This window comes from [Mycobacterium] stephanolepidis (genome assembly GCF_002356335.1).
Lineage (GTDB): Bacteria > Actinomycetota > Actinomycetes > Mycobacteriales > Mycobacteriaceae > Mycobacterium > Mycobacterium stephanolepidis.
This window is the reverse complement of sequence record NZ_AP018165.1, coordinates 2,148,130-2,164,634: the sequence shown is the minus strand read 5'-3', so window position 1 is coordinate 2,164,634 and position 16,505 is coordinate 2,148,130. Positions and strand designations below refer to the sequence as shown.

The 16,505-nt window shown below is 64.7% G+C and carries 13 protein-coding genes and 1 pseudogene; 10 read left to right on the top strand and 4 right to left on the bottom strand.

Going from position 1 to position 16,505, the window contains the following annotated elements; genetic code table 11:
- Nucleotides 1-11: 11 nt before the first annotated feature.
- From MSTE_RS10720 to MSTE_RS10710, 3 genes and pseudogenes are all read right to left on the bottom strand, one after another.
- Nucleotides 12-1,409 carry an ABC transporter substrate-binding protein gene (locus MSTE_RS10720; RefSeq protein WP_096501068.1) on the bottom strand — a complete coding sequence of 466 codons (1,398 nt, stop codon included), beginning with the start codon at nt 1,407-1,409 and terminating at the stop codon, nt 12-14.
- 13 nt (nt 1,410-1,422) lie between these two features.
- Complete coding sequence (locus tag MSTE_RS10715; RefSeq protein ID WP_030095683.1) at nt 1,423-1,650, bottom strand: 4Fe-4S dicluster domain-containing protein; 228 nt, start codon at nt 1,648-1,650, stop codon at nt 1,423-1,425.
- Between the two features lie 8 nt (nt 1,651-1,658).
- A pseudogene (locus tag MSTE_RS10710) lies at nt 1,659-2,425 on the bottom strand (GntR family transcriptional regulator).
- Between the two features lie 316 nt (nt 2,426-2,741).
- Here MSTE_RS10710 and MSTE_RS10705 point away from each other — a divergent pair.
- Nucleotides 2,742-3,056 (top strand): SDR family NAD(P)-dependent oxidoreductase, encoded by a 315-nt coding sequence (locus tag MSTE_RS10705; RefSeq protein ID WP_096501066.1) that lies wholly within the window; start codon nt 2,742-2,744, stop codon nt 3,054-3,056.
- A gap of 32 nt (nt 3,057-3,088) precedes the next feature.
- On the opposite strand, the gene MSTE_RS10700 is transcribed toward MSTE_RS10705, so the two are convergent.
- Nucleotides 3,089-3,802, bottom strand: coding sequence for a siderophore-interacting protein (locus MSTE_RS10700; RefSeq protein ID WP_096501065.1), 714 nt, complete (start codon nt 3,800-3,802; stop codon nt 3,089-3,091).
- A gap of 397 nt (nt 3,803-4,199) precedes the next feature.
- Between MSTE_RS10700 and eccA the strand changes: the two genes are divergently transcribed.
- The 9 genes from eccA to eccD all read left to right on the top strand — a co-directional run bounded on the left by eccA (nt 4,200) and on the right by eccD (nt 16,502).
- Nucleotides 4,200-6,062: a type VII secretion AAA-ATPase EccA gene (eccA, locus tag MSTE_RS10695; RefSeq protein ID WP_096501064.1), complete on the top strand. Its 1,863-nt coding sequence runs from the start codon at nt 4,200-4,202 to the stop codon at nt 6,060-6,062.
- Nucleotides 6,059-7,609, top strand: coding sequence for a type VII secretion protein EccB (eccB, locus tag MSTE_RS10690; RefSeq protein WP_096501063.1), 1,551 nt, complete (start codon nt 6,059-6,061; stop codon nt 7,607-7,609). The genes eccA and eccB overlap by 4 nt, the downstream gene beginning before the upstream one ends.
- Nucleotides 7,606-11,637, top strand: coding sequence for a type VII secretion protein EccCa (gene eccCa / locus MSTE_RS10685; RefSeq protein ID WP_096501061.1), 4,032 nt, complete (start codon nt 7,606-7,608; stop codon nt 11,635-11,637). The genes eccB and eccCa overlap by 4 nt, the downstream gene beginning before the upstream one ends.
- Nucleotides 11,634-11,942 (top strand): PE family protein, encoded by a 309-nt coding sequence (locus tag MSTE_RS10680; RefSeq protein WP_096501059.1) that lies wholly within the window; start codon nt 11,634-11,636, stop codon nt 11,940-11,942. Before eccCa ends, MSTE_RS10680 begins: the two co-directional genes overlap by 4 nt.
- 5 nt (nt 11,943-11,947) lie before the next feature.
- Complete coding sequence (locus MSTE_RS10675) at nt 11,948-13,474, top strand: PPE domain-containing protein (RefSeq protein WP_096501057.1); 1,527 nt, start codon at nt 11,948-11,950, stop codon at nt 13,472-13,474.
- Between the two features lie 64 nt (nt 13,475-13,538).
- On the top strand, nt 13,539-13,832 hold the full coding sequence (locus MSTE_RS10670; RefSeq protein WP_096505738.1) for a type VII secretion protein EsxS: 294 nt from the start codon (nt 13,539-13,541) through the stop codon (nt 13,830-13,832).
- A gap of 32 nt (nt 13,833-13,864) precedes the next feature.
- Nucleotides 13,865-14,155, top strand: a complete 291-nt coding sequence (locus tag MSTE_RS10665; protein WP_005062633.1) for a WXG100 family type VII secretion target — start codon at nt 13,865-13,867, stop codon at nt 14,153-14,155.
- 32 nt (nt 14,156-14,187) lie between these two features.
- Entirely contained in the window at nt 14,188-15,051 is an 864-nt protein-coding gene (locus MSTE_RS10660) for an ESX secretion-associated protein EspG (RefSeq protein ID WP_096501055.1), read from the top strand.
- Between the two features lie 65 nt (nt 15,052-15,116).
- Nucleotides 15,117-16,502, top strand: coding sequence for a type VII secretion integral membrane protein EccD (eccD, locus tag MSTE_RS10655; protein WP_096501053.1), 1,386 nt, complete (start codon nt 15,117-15,119; stop codon nt 16,500-16,502).
- The last annotated feature ends 3 nt before the right edge of the window (nt 16,503-16,505 follow it).

The window sequence follows — 16,505 nt, the reverse complement described above, 5'->3', positions numbered from 1 at the left end:
GGGCAGGCTACTCACGATGCCGCCGCCAGCGCCTGTGCGTAATCCAAGGGCGTCGCGCCGGCGTGGGTGGAGGTGTATCGGGTGGCGCCCGCATTGGTGGTGAACGGATGCAGACCGGCCGAATCCCGGACCCACCAGGCATGATCGGCGAACCACCGCGTACCCAACTCCGCATCTGAGACATAGGCGGCGCGAATCTTCTGGCCAGACACGTTCGCTGCGTTGACTGCCTTCAACAGCTCCTGCGCCGTCGCATACACCTGTGTGGAATCCTTACCCTCGAACCAGATTTCGGCGGCTTGACCCGGATCTGCCCCGGCGGCCGGCTGTAGCACCAGCGGATTCACCTTGGCGGCCAGTTCGGTTTCGTAGTTCTTGGCGCGCGTCGTGTAGGCCTGGCGCAGCGGTCCGTCCTGCACGAATTGGTCGATGTTGAGATCGGCGAAGTCACCGATCGATTTCAGGTAGGGCACATCGCTTTTGAAGGCCTCGATGAGCGAGGGTTTGAGGGTGGTATCGAACGATGTGCCACCGGGCCCGTTGTAGAGATACACCACCTCCTGAGGTAGGCCGCTACCCTCGGCGACGAGGCGCGCGGCCTCGAGGGACTTCTCGTGGATGAAGTCGGTTGCGTCGAGCTGAGCCTGCAGGAAGGCGTCCAGCACCTCGGGATGCTGCTTGACGTAGTCGCGGCGCACCACCACACCATGGAAGGTGGGAACGTTCAGCTCGGCACCGTCATAGAGCAGCGTGGCCTTCTTCTGGAAGACCAGCAGACCCGGCCATGCCACGAACTGTGACAATGCCTGCACCTGACCGGATTCCAGTGCCGAGGCCCCGACCTGTGGCTGCTGGTTCAACACCTCGACATCCTTGGTCGGGTCGAGCCCCTCGTTGCGCAGCGCGCGCACCAACGTGCCGTGCCCCGCCGAGCCCACACTCGCGGACACCTTCTTTCCCTTCAGTTCGGGCAAAGTGGTGATCGGTGAATTCGGTGGCACTACAACCATGTTGAGTGCGCCCTTGGCGTTGTAGCCGGTGATCGACACGAGTTCGGTACGTGCCTTCTCATTGGCCTGAGTCTTGGATCCGTTGATCAGCAGCGGATAGTCGCCCATCGAGCCGATGTCGATCTTCTCGGCGAGCATCTGCGCGGTGATCGGTGCTCCGGTGTCGTAGTCCTGCCACTGCACCGTGTACTTGGTCCCGGTGCGCGACCCGGCCTCGGCGAGCCTCTTCTCGAGGTAGCCCTGGGCACGCAGCAGCGTTCCCGCGGTCACGGTGTTGATGGTCTTGGACTGATATCCGACGACGACTGTCACGTCATTGTCAGAGCCGGACCCGGAATCCAGGGAGCAGCCGGCGACGAGGGTGAGAAGGAGGGCGGAGAGAAGGGCTGTTCTGTTCATGAGCTGTCCTGACTTAACGGATGAGATAGGGCATGTTGACGGTGACCGCACCGGTGGGACAGCGGGCCGCGCAGGGTCCGCAGTACCAGCACTCATCGACATGCATGAATGCCTTGCCGTTTTCGGGATTGATGGCCAGCGAGTCCAGTGGGCAGATGTCAACACACAACGTGCAGCCTTCGATGCAGAGCGACTCGTCGATGGTGACGGGAACGTCGATACGGTTGTTGACCAGTGTCATGAGAAGCCTCAGATATCCCTTAATAGATTGCTGCGCAAAGTGATTCGATCACCGCACATTCTGATGTACTCGAGGTCGACGGGGGTCCCGTCGTCGAGGTGGGTCAGTCGTTCCAGGAGCAGCAGTGGCGCGCTATCGGGTACCTGCAACGTCGCAGCCGAATGCGAATCCGCCGAGACTGCCTCCAGCGCCAGGTTGGCCGATCCCAACCTGCGCCCTGTGACGCGCTCGATGAGGGCGAAGACGTCATTGCTCTCGAGCTGATGCTCGATGACCGCCTCCCCCACGTCAGAGGTCAGACCTCCCCCACGTCAGAGGTCAGATAGGTCTTGTCCAGACTCAGCGGTAGATCTCCGAGGTATCGCAGCCTCTCGATGAAGATGACGCGCGCGCCGGGATCGAGGCGCAATCTATGCGCGACCGCAGGAGGCGCGTTCACCTCCTGAATGACGCGAACCTCGTTCCAGACCTCGCAGTATCCCTTGAATGTCTCTTTCAGCCCCAGTAGCGCGTCCAGTCCGTGCTCGTATTTACGTAGCGCCACGTGGGTGCCGGTACGCGGCCCCCGCTCGATGAGGCCTTCTTCTTTCAGCGTCGTCAGCGCCTCGCGGACCGTGTTGCGCGAAACGAAGAACTCCGCGGCCAGGTCCTGCTCGCTCGGTAGGCCGCCGTCGGCGTATGCACCGGCGTGGATCTGATGACGCAACACATCGGCCACCAGTCGCGCCTGATCGGCACGCGGGCGGCGCAATGGCGTGGGCTCGGCAGCGGCCACCAGTCCTCCTGACGTGAGACAACCTCGCCAACACGCTAAAGGCCAGCTCAATGGCCATCTGGCGGATGAATTCGATATCTGTCAGGTCGGCTTCAATGCGCCGGTCCCCACCCGCCCCTACCTGCAACGGACGGTCGCATGTGCACCATTGCGCCACCGTCGTGCGACCAGCGAGATTGCATTCAGGGTGATCGCAAAGAGCGCACGAGGACGCGGCCCGCGGACTCTGCGTGAATAGAATCAACGGCGGAGGTCATCCAACCAATCCACATGGCGCTCACACCCGAAACCCAGGAATCGCTGGCTCAATAAGGACATGCAGATCGACACGACCCCCGGCCCCGATGTTGTCGTCGTCCTCAACGCCGACGACCCGAGCGGGCGTGAAATTGTGCGGATACTGGTGCGCAACGGGCACCGGGTGGTCATCTGCGGCAGACACACCACCGATCTGACGAGGATGCTGCACGGCTATGGCGCAGATGAGGTCATGGCCATCGCCGCCGATGCCACCGACCCCCGCCAGCTACGCGAGCTGTGCCGGCGTGCGACCGACCGCTTCGGTACCGTCACCACGATTCTGGATGCTGCCGCGGGTCGGCAGATGCCGCGACTGCGGCTCGCTTCCTAGAGCCGATCGAGCCGTTACCGCGACATTTTCCCTCAGGCCATCCAGTAGGCCTGGGCTTTCATCGCCCTGCGCGGAATGCCGTAGTGATCCTTGAGGACTTGCGCAACCTCGCGAGTGGTCCGGGTGTCGCATGCCACCCACCCGAAGAAATCGGGGGCATCGAAGGCCGCCTCACACACCACCTGAACCAGCGATGGGTCGCCATGGCGATCCACCCAGACGGCATTCCCATTCACCGGCAGCGTCTTGTCGCTCTCGTGCGCGGCCTCCAGGAAAACCGTGGCCGGGCTGTCGCCGATTGCTTCCAGCAGGGAGTTGATCGCGGGCAGAGACGCGCTGTCGCCGACGATGACGTATCCCCGCGGAGCCGGAACGGGCAGTTCGAAGTGGCTGCCCAACACGGTGGCCTCGATGGTGTCGCCCACCAGGGCCGCCTGTGCCCAGCGTGCCGCCAGCCCGTCGTGCAGCGCGAATTCGATATCGACGGTATCGGCCCGCGGATCCGGGTTGACCAGCGTGTATCCGCGCTGGTGCAGCTTCTCCCCATCCGAGAACCACAACCGGATCCACATGGTCGGATGAATGTCTCGGTCCTGCAGCAGGCCGCCGGCGGAGAAGCTGAGCCTCACATAGTTGTCGGTCAGCTCGCGCCGACCGGTCACTGTTAGCTGGAAATCGCCGGCTCGGAACAATTTGAGAACCGCGCCCTGCCATCCGCGTGTCGGTTGCATCACTGTGCTCGGCATTACACCCTCCTGGATTCGCTGAGTGCGCTTTTAGTTTAGGCTAGCCTAACCATCTTGACCTGCGCAGGGCTAGGGTTAGCCATCGACACTTAGGTAAGGGAATGCTAATCTCTTGCCGAGCAGGCAACGGTGCCATGAACAAAGGCGGTGGATGAGCACTCGCGAACGAGTTAATCAACTCGAACGCCCGGTTGTGGCGACAGTCACACCAGTGCTCATTGCTGATGGGTCAGAACACCGAAGTGATCACCGCTACCAAAAATGGGGCGGCGGTGCCGAGGGTGGGCGATGTGCTTCAAGTTTGCCAGCTGCTCCAGACATACAGGCGAGGAACTATTCACGTTCGCGGCCCGACTACTCCAGTCAGCGAGCGTGTCGATCGGGTGAAGGGCTGTAAGTGGATATTCGTGAACGAGTTGGCCAGCTGGACCGTGCGGCGCCGGCGGTGAATCCGTCAGCCCGCATAGATCCCGAACTAGAGAGCCGCTTCGCAACCTGTTGCCGGGCTCTTGGTCTCTCCGTCAATGACAGGCGACGTCCCGCAGATTTGCCAGCGGCGCGTTACGGCTTCACTTCGCTGTGCCGAACCGCTCAAGACCACTGTGATGTCTGGGTCGGTCTGGCAGCCTCCGGGGGCGCCACCATCGACGTCCTGGAAGCGATTTCCGAGACTGCGGCGACCGCTGGGCATCTTCAGCATGCGGTGAACCTGCACCCGGGCGACCTCACCTTCCTCTACGACTCCGGGCTCTACCTAGAGTTCCGTGCCAGCGGACCCAACGACTATCACCTCGCCTACGCGGCGGCCCTCGTGGACAAGGGTGATTACGTCAAGGCCGCCGAGCTGATAGCCGCTGTCACCGAGCGACGCCCCGGGTGGTTCAACGCCCGCTGGGCAGCTGTCGCCATGCAGAACCGGGCCGAACGTTGGTCCGATGTCGTCACGCTGCTGACCCCGGTTGTCACCGACGCGTCGTTGGACCCCACCACGTCCCACGCCGTACGGATCACCCTGGGTATTGCGCTCGCCAAGCTCGGCATGGTCAATCCCGCCCTCTCCTACCTCGAAGACCCCAGCGGTCCCATCGAAGTGGCAGCCACCGACGGCGCACTGGCCAAGGCGCTCAACCTGCGCCACCACGGCGACGAAGAGACCGCGACCGAGGTGCTCCAGGATCTGTACGCGGCCAATCCGGAGAACACCGAGATTGAGCATGCGCTCACCGATCCGAGCGTGGGTCTGCACACCACGACAGCCGCGCGTATCGCTGCCCGTACCGATCCGTGGGATCCTGAAACCGAGCCCACCGAAGAGGATTTCATCGATCCTGAGGCTCACGAGCGCAAGGCGATCCTGCTGGCAGAGGCCGAGCAACAGCTCAGCGAATTCATCGGCCTGGAGCAGGTGAAGGACCAGGTCTCGCGACTCAAGAGTTCTGTGGCGATGGCACTACGGCGCCAGGACCGCGGACTTGCCGTCGGCCACCGCACCCACCACCTGGTGTTCGCGGGCCCCCCCGGCACCGGTAAGACCACCATCGCCCGTGTGGTCGCCAAGATCTATTGCGGCTTGGGGCTTCTCAAGCGCGAGAACGTTCGCGAGGTACACCGTGCCGACCTCATCGGTCAGCACATCGGTGAGACCGAAGCCAAGACCAACGCCGTCATCGACAGCGCGCTCGACGGCGTGCTGTTCCTCGATGAGGCATACGCGTTGGTGTCCACCGGCGCCAAGAATGACTTCGGTCTCGTTGCCATCGACACCCTGCTGGCCCGGATGGAAAACGACCGCGACCGTCTGGTCGTGATCGTCGCCGGATACCGCGCCGAGCTGGACCAGTTCCTCGACACCAACGAGGGTCTGCGCTCCCGTTTCACGCGGTCCATCGAATTCCCCTCGTACGCACCGCCGGAGCTCGTCGAAATCGCATCGGCGATGGCATCTGTGCGCGACAGCAAGTTCGACGAGGGCGCCGCTGCCGAGCTGCTCACCGCCTTCTCCGCGATGTGTGCGGCAGAGGCTCCAGATACCCGCGGCATCGCACGCCGCAGCATCGACGTCGCCGGTAACGGTCGATTCGTCCGTAACGTCGTGGAACGCTCCGAGGAGGAACGTGAACACCGCCTTGACAACTCAGGCGCCGAAGAATTCAGCGACGACGACCTCATGACCGTCACCGTCGAGGACGTTCAGGCATCGGTGGAGGCCATCGTCGCCGGCCTCGGACTGTCGGCTCCCGGGACGTCGGTCCAGAAATGAGCGATAACCGAGACAACAACGCGAACTCCGAGCGCCGGGCCTTCGCATCACGCACTCCGGCCAGTGAGAACCCCGAACCACTGAAGTACCGTCGCGGGTTCGTCACCGGGCATCAAGTCACCGGATGGCGATTTGTCATGCGGCGCATAGCCTCTGGTGTCGCGTTGCACGACGCTCGGATGCTCGTTGATCCGCTGCGTACCCAATCCCGCGCATTCAGCATGGGCGCCGTCATCGTCGTCACCGGAATTGTCGGGTGCTTCGTCTTCAGCCTGCTGCGCCCCTCCGGTATCGCCGGCACCGATCCGGTGCTGGCCGACCGGTCGACCGCGGCGCTCTATGTCCGGGTGGGTGACAACCTGCACCCGGTGCTCAACCTCACCTCGGCCCGTCTCATCGCAGGCAAGGCCGTCGACCCGACGATGGTCAAAAGCACTCAGCTCGACCAGTTTCCGCGCGGAAACCTGATCGGCATTCCGGGCGCACCGGAGCGCATGGTGCAGGCCAAGAGCACCGATGCCGCATGGGCGGTGTGCGAGTCCAGCGAAAACCGCGCGGTAACCGTGATCGCCGGAGCCTTGGACACCAGTGGGGACAAGGCCTTCGACCTCCCCCGCGACCGTGCTGCGGTGGTGTCCTCCGACGCGGGCACCTGGCTGCTGTGGGACGGGAAGCGCAGCGCGCTCAACCTCGGTGACGTCGCCGTCACGAGCGCACTGGGCCTCACCGCACCGCCTGCCGTGCGCCCCGTGACTACTCGTCTACTCAACGCGATTCCCGAGGCTCCGGCGCTCGTAGTTCCGCCTATCCAAGGAGCCGGGACGCCTACCGCCTACGCGTTGCCGGTCGCGGCGCCCATCGGCTCGGTGCTGGTGAGCTCCTCCACCGATAACACTCCGGTGTACTACGCAGTGCTAGCCGATGGTGTGCAACAGGTTTCACCGGTGATCGCATCGGTACTGCGCAACGCGAACTCATACGGTCTGGAACAGCCACCGCGGCTGACCGCCGATCAGACGGCACACCTGCCGACGTCTTCGGCGATCGACACCAGGGTGTTCCCCAGCGCCGCCGTCAAGCCGCTGGCTGCCACCGAGGATCCCGTGCTGTGCTCACGCTTCACCAGGACGGCCGACGCCTCCTCGGATTCGTGGTCACTGCTTGCCGGTTCGGTTCTGCCCCTTTCCGACTCGGCGCACACCGTGCAGCTGATCTCCTCCGCGGCAACCCCGACACGGGTCGCCATCGCTCCCGGCATCGGATACCTGGTGCAGCCGGGCGGCGCCGGCGGGTACCAGTGGATATCCGATACCGGTGTGCGGTACTGCATCGATACCGAAGCCGAGGGTGACAAGACCCTCGAGGCACTCGGCCTGCACAAGCCCGCACTCACCATCCCCTCGTCGATTCTGGATCTGTTCGCCTCCGGGCCATCGCTCTCACGTGCCGATGCCCTGCTCGCGCACGACAGCCTGGCCCCGAGCGATCGGCCGGCCACGCGCATCCAGACCGACAACCCATCTGCTCAGGCACAGGAGTCCCGTTGAGCCGTCTCATTTTCGAAGCCCATCGGCGTGTAGCGCCCCCCGCGATACCCGATGCCACGGTGACCGTGGAGGCACCACCGCAACTGCCTCGGGTGATTCCACCATCGTTCCTGCGACGCGCCATGCCGGTTGTGATCGTGATCCTGATCGTCGGCATGGTGGTCGCGCTGGTCGCCTCGGGGATCCGACTCATCTCCCCGCAGACGCTGTTCTTCCCGTTCGTGCTCCTGCTGGCCGCCACCGCGCTGTACCGCGGAGGCGGTGACAAGGTACGCACCGAGGAGGTCGACGCCGAGCGTGCCGACTACCTGCGCTACCTGTCGGTGATTCGCGATAATCTGCGCACCCACGCCACGCAGCAGCGCAAGGCGCTGGAATGGTCGCACCCGGATCCCGAAGAGCTCACCACTGTTCCCGGCACCCGCCGCCAGTGGGAGCGCGACCCCGGCGATGACGACTACCTGGTGGTACGCGCCGGACGTCACGACCTCCCCCTGGCCAGTCCGGTGCGCGTCAAGGACATCGCCGACGAGATCGATCTGGAGCCGGTGAGCCACAGTGCGTTACGCGGACTGCTGGACACCCAACGCACGGTGCGCAGCGCACCGCTGGGCATCGACCTGAACAAGGTTTCGCGCATCACGGTGCTCGGAGATGACGACATCGTCCGCGCCTCGATCCGATCCTGGGTGACCCAGGCAGCCACGTTCCACGATCCGACGCTGCTGACCGTGGCGATGGCCGGTCCCGGTGTTGAGGACAGCGACTGGTCGTGGCTCAAATGGCTTCCCCACGTGGACATCAGCGGTGAGGTCGACGGCGTCGGTCCGGCACGCTACCTGCGTCGCACAAGTGCTGAGCTGTTCGAGGCGCTGAAGCCGGTGCTGTCCGAGCGTGCCCTGTTCGGGGCCGAATCCGGCGCCCACAAGCATCTGCTGATCGTCCTCGACGACCCGACCTACGATCTGAATGGCGTGAATTCGCCGATCCCGGCGGCGGGACTGGACGGCGTCACCGTCATTCAACGGGTGGACGGAAGCGACGACGCCATCAAGCTTCCGGAGTACCTCAACCCGGAAAGGCCTGTGCTGCAGGTCAACCGGAACGGGGTGAGCGCACGAATCACCCGGTGGAATGGCAATGATTGGCAGCCGTACATCGATGAGGCCGATCAGCTGACGATCGGAACCGCATCGCATGTGTCCCGACGGCTCTCCCGTTGGGATTCCAATCCAACGCATCCAGGCCTGCGATCGGCCGCCACCGGTGGTGCGACCTTTACATCGCTGCTCGGTATCGAAGACGCGTCCCAGCTGGATGTGCCTGCCCTATGGTCGCCGCGTACGCGTGACGAGGAGCTTCGCGTGCCCATCGGCGTGACCGCCTCCGGTGAGCCGCTGATGTTCGACCTCAAGGACGAGGCCGAGGGCGGCATGGGGCCGCACGGACTGATGATCGGCATGACCGGCTCCGGTAAGTCCCAGAGCCTGATGTCGATTCTGTTGTCACTCCTGACAACACATTCGGCCGACCGACTCATCGTGATCTACGCGGACTTCAAAGGTGAAGCGGGAGCCGACATCTTCCGCGACTTCCCCCAGGTTGTCGCCGTGATCTCGAACATGGCCGAGAAGCGCTCTCTGGCAGATCGTTTCGCCGACACGTTGCGGGGCGAGGTTGCCCGGCGCGAGAACCTGCTCAAGCAGGCCGGTCGCGACGTGCAGGGCAGTGCCTTCAACTCGGTCCGCGAGTACGAGGAAGCGATCGCGGCCGGTCACGACCTGCCGCCCATCCCCACGCTGTTCGTGGTGGCCGACGAATTCACCCTGATGCTCCAGGATCATCCGGAGTACGCCGAACTGTTCGACTACGTCGCGCGTAAGGGACGCTCGTTCCGGATCCACATCCTGTTCGCGTCACAGACCCTCGACGTCGGCAAGATCAAGGACATCGACAAGAACACCTCGTACCGCATTGGTCTGAAGGTGGCCAGCCCCAGCGCGTCTCGGCAGATCATCGGAACCGAGGACGCGTACCACATCGAATCGGGCAAGGACCACAAGGGCGTTGGTTTCCTGGTGCCCGCCCCCGGCGCGGTGCCCATCAAGTTCCGCAGCACCTATGTGGACGGTGTCTACGAGCCGCCGTCCAGGACCACGACCATCGAGATCCACGCGACCCCGCAGCCCAAGCCGTTCACGGCGCTGCCGGTGGCCACCGATCCGACCACGGTGATCGTCAAGGGTGGATCCGACCAGCCGCAACAACCGGCGCGCAAGCTGATCTCCACCGTCGGCGGCCAGCTCGCCAAGGTGGGTCCGCGTGCACCGGAGCTGTGGCTGCCACCGCTGGATACCGCGATCCCGTTGGCAAGCGTGTTGAGCCAGACCGGCATACCGGCACGCCAGCTGCGCTGGCCGCTCGGCGAGATCGACAAGCCGTTCCAGATGCGTCGCGATCTGCTGATCTTCGACGCGACATCAGCGGCCGGAAACGTGATCATTCACGGCGGCCCGAAGTCCGGGAAATCGACTGCCCTGCAGACGTTCATGCTGTCGGCAGCCGCGTCGCACTCCCCCCGCGATGTCACGTACTACTGCATCGACTACGGCGGCGGACAATTGCACGCCCTCGAAGGTCTGGCGCATGTCGGTAGCGTCGCCAGCGCCCTGGAACCCGAACGCATCCGGCGCACCTTCGGTGAGCTGGAGCAGCTTCTGGCCTATCGCCAGCGTCTGTTCCGCGACCGCGGCATCGCCTCGGTGAGTCAGCTGCGCACGCTGCGCGACAGCGATCCCACACTGGACGACGGATACGGCGAAACGTTCCTGATCGTGGACAACCTCTATGCGTTCAGCCGCGACAACACCGATCAGTTCAACACCCGGAATCCCTTGCTGGCCCGCCTTACCGAGCTGGCCAACGCGGGGCTGTCATACGGCATCCACGTCGTGATCACGACGCCGAACTGGATCGAGGTGCCGCTCGCGATGCGCGATGCTCTCGGGCTACGTCTGGAACTCAAGCTGCATGATTCGGCAGACAGCAACGTGCGGGTACCCGGTGCGCTGCGCCGCCCCGCCGAGAGCGTCCCGCACGATCAGCCGGGGCGCGGCCTGACCATGCAGGCAGAGCACTTCCTGTTCGCGGCGTCCGACGCCAAGGACGTGGAATCGGTCAACGCCAACTACCCCGGCGCCAAGGCTCCTGCCGTCCGCCTACTGCCGGCAGACCTGGCACCGGACGCGATCGGTCCGCTGTACCCGGGACGCGAGCAGGTGGTCATCGGACAGCGCGAGCAGGATCTGGCACCGGTGGCTCTCGACCTCGCCCACAATCCGCTTCTGATGGTGTTGGGCGATACCGGGTCGGGCAAGACGACCCTGTTGCGGCACATCATCCGTACGGTCCGGGAGCATTCGGCACCGAACGAGGTGGCATTCACTGTCCTGGACCGGCGTCTACATCTTGTCGATGAGCCGCTGTTCCCCGACAACGAGTACACCCCCAACATCGACCGGATCACCCCGGCGATGATGGGCCTCGGTGCACTTCTGGAGAAGCGTCGGCCACCCGCCGGACTGTCCCCCGAGGAACTGCACAACTGGGTGTCACGCGGCGTGACCGCTCAGCGGCACTACCTCATCATCGACGATGTCGACCAGATCCCCGATGCGCCCGCCGTCAGCGGTCCCTACATCGGGCAGCGTCCCTGGAACCCGATCACGGGCCTGCTCGCCGAGGCTCGCGAGCTCGGTCTGCGGGTGATCATCACCGCGCGCGCCACCGGTTCCGGTCACATACTGATGACCAACCCCATGCTGCGCCGCTTCCACGAACTGCAGGCCAACACCCTGATGTTCAGCGGTAGTCCGCAAGACGGCGGCCGTATCCGTGGACATCGCTTCGAGCGTCTGCCTGCGGGCCGCGGCGTCCTGTTGTCAGATAACGATGTTCCGACATATGTACAGACCGTCAATCCATTCGTCAGTGAGCATGCTGCTCAAGGAAGGGAGTACCCACGATGAATCTGAATGTCATTCCGGAAGGTCTGCTTGCCACCAGTGCCGCGGTGGAGGCGCTGACCGCGCGTCTGGCTGCCGCACATGCTGCTGCCGCACCGGTGATCGGTGCGGTGGTGCCGCCGGCGGCCGATCCGGTCTCGTTGGAGACCGCGGCGGGTTTTAGTGCTCGCGGTGTGGAACACACCGGTGTGGCCACGTTGGCTGTCGAGGAGTTGGGCCGGGCCGGGCTGGGTGTTTCGGAGACCGCGGCCAGCTACACCACCGGTGATATGCAGGCCGCGGCGACGTACATGATCGCGCGGGGCTAGATTCCGTGTCCGCCCCCATCTGGATGGCTTTCCCGCCCGAGGTCCACTCGGCGCTACTGAGCGCTGGACCCGGGACGGGAGCACTGTTGGCGGCAGCCGCGCAATGGCAAGCACTCTCGGTGCAATACACCACTGCCGCAACGGAGTTGACGCAGCTGCTCGCTGCTGCCAACGCCGGGCCTTGGCAGGGGCCCAGCGCCACCCAGTATGTTGCCGGCCACGCGCCGTATCTGGCCTGGCTGACTCAGCAGAGCGCGCTCAGCGCCACCAATGCGGTGTTGCAGGAGACGGCCGCCGCCGGTTACACGACGGCGCTGGCGGCGATGCCGACGCTGGCCGAGCTGGCGGCCAATCACATGATCCACGGCGTGCTGCTGGCCACCAATTTCCTTGGTATCAACACCATTCCGATCGCGCTCAACGAGGCCGACTACATCCGGATGTGGGTCCAGGCCGCCACCACCATGGGCGTCTACCAAGGTGTCTCGTCCACCGCGCTGGCTGCTACGGCACCGGCAGAGCCCTCGCCGATGATCATGGCTCCGGGTGGGGAAATGTCGCGGATGTCCGCCGACATGACCTCGATGGCTGCGCAACCGCAGGCCCTCGAATCCGGCACCGCCCTCGACGACAGCGAGAGCTTCTTCGAGAAGCTGATGCGGCAGATTCAGGAGTTCTTCACCGACCCGCTCGGCACCTTGCAGAGGATCTTGCAAGACTTCCTACGCAACCCGCTCGAAGCCCTCGTGGCGTGGGGTCCGCTGTTGTTCTTCATCGCGTACGAAGCGTTCTTCATCCCCTTCGGATTCACGTTCTGGGGCGTCATGCTGTCGGCTCCGCTGTGGCTCCCCCTGCTCCTGGTCGGACTGGCGCAGTTGATCAACCCGGTTCCGGTCGACGCCGACGCACCCGCAGAGGAGCCCGCACCGCAACCAGCTCAGGTCGTACGCAACTCACCTCAGCAGCAGCCGTTTGCGATGGGTGGAATGCCCGGGAGCGGCGGCACGGCAATTACCAGCGGTTCAGGTGCACCGTCCGCCCCTGCGGCACCGGCGTCGCCTGCCGTCGCGGCGGTGACTCCCGCATACATGGTGTACGCGGTGCAGGAAGATCCGCCGGCTGCGCGGTTTGGGCCGACATTGAATGAGGGTGCAGGTGCCAAGGCGCCGGCGGCAGGGATTTCCGCTGCAGCCGCCGCGGCCGCGTCGGCGCGTTCACGCGCGCGCCGCAAGCGTGGCGCGCGGATCAAGGATCCGGCCCCGCAGTTCATGGACATGAATTCCACAGTGGACCCGGACTTTTCGGAACAGGCAGCACGTCAGCCCGCAGGCGTGGGGGCATCTTCTCGCGGCACTGGTCGGCTCGGCTTTTCCGGGACGGTGTCCAGGAGTACCTCGAGCGCCGGCGCGGCCGGTCTGATCGAGCGCGAGAGCGCCTCAGAGAGCATGGACGGCACGCGCACCATGCCCATGCTCCCCAACACCTGGGGAGCCGAATCTGACGGACCCGCCGAAGGGGGGTCCAGCAGCTGACCGGCCGCCCCACTTCGCCGACCATTTGAATCACATGCAACACAACACGATTGAGGAGATGAATATGAGTTTGCTTGATGCGCACATTCCGGCCCTGGTGGCTGCGGAGGGCACGTTTGGTGCCAAGACCGCTTTGATGCGTTCGACGATTTCACAGGCCGAGCAGGCCGCGTTGTCGGCGCAGGCGTTCCATGTCGGGGAGTCCTCGGTGGCCTTCCAGGCCGCGCACGCCCGGTTCGTGGAGGTCGCCGCGAAGGTCAACGCCCTGCTCGATATCGCGCAGATCAACCTCGGTGATGCCGCCGCCACCTATGTGGCCGAGGATGCCGCCGCCGCCAGCCGCTACATCGGCGTCTAACCCACACACGTACAAGGAAGGGAACACAGCAGATGTCGCAGATTACTTTCAACTACCCCGCGATGCTGGCCCACGCCGGTGAGATGAACACCTACTCCGGTGTGCTGACCGCCCTGGGAGCCGACCTGGCCGCCCAACAGGCCTCTCTGCAGGCGGCCTGGCACGGTGATACCTCGATGAGCCAAGCCGCCTGGCAGGCCCAGTGGAACACCGCCATGGAAGAACTCATCCGCGCCTACCGCGCCATGGGCTCTACCCACGAGACCAACACCCTGTCCATGAACGCCCGCGACATGGCAGAAGGAGCCAAATGGGGCGCATAAACGCCCTTGGTGCTCCAGCACCTGATCGTGCGATGAACCAGGCCACCCGGTCGCCGGACGCCGTCGAGCTGACGGTCGACCAGGCCTGGTTCCTCGCAGACACCTTGAGCGCCGGCACCTTTCCCTGGGTGCTGGCGATCACGGTCCCCTTCCGGGATGAGGCACAGCGCGCCGGCTTCAATGCTCAGCGCGTCCAGGAGCTCACCCGCGCCGGTGTGCTCAGCGCCGACGGTGCGGTGGATTCTGCCGTGGCGGGATGGATCCGCACTGTGTGCCGTCCCGACCGTTGGTTAGAACTGCGTTATGTCGCGGCAGGCTCGGAGAATCCGGACGTGATGCGCGGCATCATCGCGCACAAACAATCGCAGGGTCGCGCGCAGACCGTGGTGTCACTGCGCAATGCGCACCTGATCACCTTCACGGCGGTCGACGCCGACGACCCGTCGGCGCTTGTCCCCAGTGTGGTCGCCGGACTGCGCTGGCGCGCACCCGCACGGTTCCCCGAATTCACGCTGCCCACCCAGGTGGGCGCAAAGGCCGACGAGCAGCTGCGTTCCGGCGCCTCGCTGGCCGATGTCATGGGATACCTGGGCGTCCCACCCACCGCACAGGCCGTGGTGGAATCAGCATTCATCGGAAACCGCAACTATGTTGAAGTGGTTGCCGGACAACGTGATAACGCAGCTCAGCAGACTTCCGAGGTGGGTATCAGCGTGGTCGACACCAGCGCTGGACGCATCCTCGTCAGCCCACACCGCGCGGGCGACGGCACCTGGCTGTCGACCTTCGCACCCGGAACGCCATTCGCGATCGCGGTGGCCGTCGAGCAATTGATGGCCACGCTCCCGGATGGGCACTGGTTCCCGGATGCGCGATTGACCCGAGACTTCGACTGATGCTTTCCCTCTATTAGTTCCCTAGTGTGCTCCACCCCCCTATCGAGAGAGTCAAACGAAACACCATGTCTGACAACGCCGTGATGCCCATCGTCCGGGTAGCCGTGCTCGGTGAAGAAAAGCTGACCGAGGTCGCCTTGCCGACCCAGCTGCCGATGCGCGACATCATTCCCGCAGTTCATCGGTTGGTCGCCCCTGACGCCACCGAGGCCACCCCTCAGCAGCTGAGCCTGGCCCCGGTGAACGGCGCGCCGTTCAGCGCCGACGCGACCCTGGACACCGTGGGAGTTGTCGACGGTGACCTGCTGACGCTGCGGCCGACTCCCGTGGGCCCCGCCGCACCTGGCATCGTCGAAGACATCGCGGATGCGGCCGTCATCTTCTCCGAATCGCGCAAGCGCCCGTGGGGTGCCGAGCACATTGCTCGTGTCACCCGCGTGGGTGTCCTCGGATTGATTGTGGCGGCAACGGTTCTGGCGATCGTTCACAACGTTCGCACCGGGTCCACGTTGAGCCTCGCCGGCCTGGCAGTGGTGGCGGTCGCCACCGCGATCGGGTCGTTGGTGGCACATATCCGGTCGCCTCGCCTGGGCGCGGAGCTGGCGATCACCGCCCTGGCTCCCATTGCGGGCGCACTCGCCCTTGCCATCCCCGGTGATGCCCTGGCGCCGCGCGCACTCCTGGGGGCCGCCGGGGTCGCCGCATGGTCGCTGATCTACCTGATCGTGGCGCGCCAACAGATCGCCTTCTTCACCGCCACCACGGTGCTGTCCATCGGTATCGCCGGTGCCGCTGGCGCCCAAATCCTTTGGCACCCGTCGCTACTCGCGGTGGGCTGCGGTCTGATCGTGGTGGGCCTGCTGGTCACCGTGCGTGCCGCGCAGCTGTCGGCCTTCGCCGCCCGTTTCCCCCTACCCACCATTCCCGCACCCGGTGACCCGACGCCCTCCGCTCCGGCGATGTCGGTACTCAAGGACCTTCCGCGACGCGTTCAGCTGAGTGACTCACATCAGAGCGGATTCATCGCGGGCGCTTCACTTCTGGCCATCCTGGGGTCGCTGGCCCTGGTAGGCGGTTCGGCGCAGACAAGCCCGTGGACCTGGTACCTGGTGGTCGCGGTGAGCGCCGGAGCGGCACTGCGCGCACGCGTCTGGGATTCGGCGGTATGCAAGGCGTGGCTGCTGGCGGTGCCTTTCGTGGTGACCTCCGCACTACTGGTGATCTTCGCCTTTGCGGGCCGTTACACCGGCGCACTGGCTGCGCTCGGGGTGCTGGCGTTCTTGGTCGCCGCGCTCACTGTTGTGGTGTTCAACCCGAAAATCGGTGAGGCAGAAAGCTACTCGCTGCCCAGCCGGCGTCTCCTGGGATTCCTCGCCTCGGGCATCGATGCCTCGCTGCTGCCGGTCATCGCATACCTCACCGGACTGTTCAGCTGGATTCTCAACCGATGATCC